We start from the raw sequence: 1360 nt of genomic DNA on the forward strand, positions 1-1360 counted from the left end.
CCAGGGCTCCTGACATGGTGAGGTATTCAGTGTGGGTTCAGGGGTTTTTGATTTCGTAGCGCAGGATGAGCCCGGTGCCTGGGTAGCGGATTTGGGTGGTGGTGAGGTGCTGGCAGAGTTCTCTGATTGCTGCGGTGGCCCGTGCGGTGGGGAGTGGGTCCAGGCGAATGATGAGGTACCCGGGGGTGGTGGTGTCGATGTCGCCGCTGCCGGTGAGCACCTGCCGTGCCAGGGCGTGGGCTTCCTCGGTGGCGCGGGCGTAGCCGGTGTTGGTCCGGATCTCCCTGGCGAGGGTGGTGGCAGTGTTGAAAGCGGCCATCCTGATCGCGTGAGTGATCAGCTTGGTCTCCGTGTCGAGGACCTGTTGGCCGGGTGAGAGTTCGCCCAACGGAACCCTGGCGCGTATTTTTTGGTGGGCGGCTTCTGCCCGGTCAAGGGCGGCGTCCGCGTCCCAGAGCGGCGCGGTGACGGCGTTGTGCATGGCGTTGGTGATCATGACTTCGCCGGCGCCTCGATCCGGGGTTCGCATCGCGAGCATGGCGGCGTCTGTTCGGGCCAGGACCTGGTCGTAGTGGGCCCGGGCGGCGACCACGTGTTGGTAGGCCGTTTTCTTGTCCGGGTTCGGTACTGACCTTTCGGGGTCATCCTCGGTGGACGTGTAGGCGTCGTGGGAGTCCAGGCCGAAATGGATGCGGGCGTAGCGGAAGTAGTTTTCCTGCCGCCAGCGGGAGCCCATCCGGTAAATCACCTCACCGGCGGGCATTGCCTGGTCGGTGGTGAGGATGTGGATCTGCCGGGTTGCCCCGCCCCGGACCGGGACGACGCGGCTGATCTGCCGCATCCCAAACGCTTCCCCCGTGGCCAGGGCCAGATCAACGGCGGTGTCCGCCGCGTTCCAGGTCCGGGTGTGCCCATGCGCGTCCACATGGGCGGCGTCGGTGAAGCGGTCCTCGGGGACGTCCGCCGTGCTGCCTTTGCGCCAGGTCAGGACGTCAAAGCCAGCCTCATCCATGTGTTTGAAGAGTGCCGGTGACCAGCCTCCCCGGTCAAAACCGACCAACACCCGCCGGGAATCCCCGATGATGGTGCGCAGCTGCGGCAGGAGCGCCCGCAGTTCCCCGGTCAGGGCGGCGCCGGGTTTGGCCATGACGACCAGCACCGGGGACCCGTGGGCGTCAGAGACCCAGGTTTCCTCGGTCGCCGGGGTCGGGAACTTCAGCCTCGTGGAGTGGACCTTCCCGATCTTCTTCCCGCCTTGGTAGGCGCGGACGTGCCCGTCAACATAGAGCACAGCGGCCAGATCCCCACCCTCACCGTTGCCGCCGGGACCGTTGAGGTGGTGGGTGGCGAGGGCGGTGAG

The 1360-nt window shown here is 66.5% G+C and carries 1 protein-coding gene; it reads right to left on the bottom strand.

Annotated features, from left to right (window positions below; all coding sequences use genetic code 11):
- Nucleotides 1–37: 37 nt before the first annotated feature.
- The coding region (locus tag QMG52_RS21675) for a putative transposase (RefSeq protein WP_283562470.1) at nucleotides 38–1360 on the bottom strand (1323 nt) is incomplete at its 5' end.

The organism is Paenarthrobacter sp. PH39-S1, from assembly GCF_030063245.1.
Lineage (GTDB): Bacteria > Actinomycetota > Actinomycetes > Actinomycetales > Micrococcaceae > Arthrobacter_M.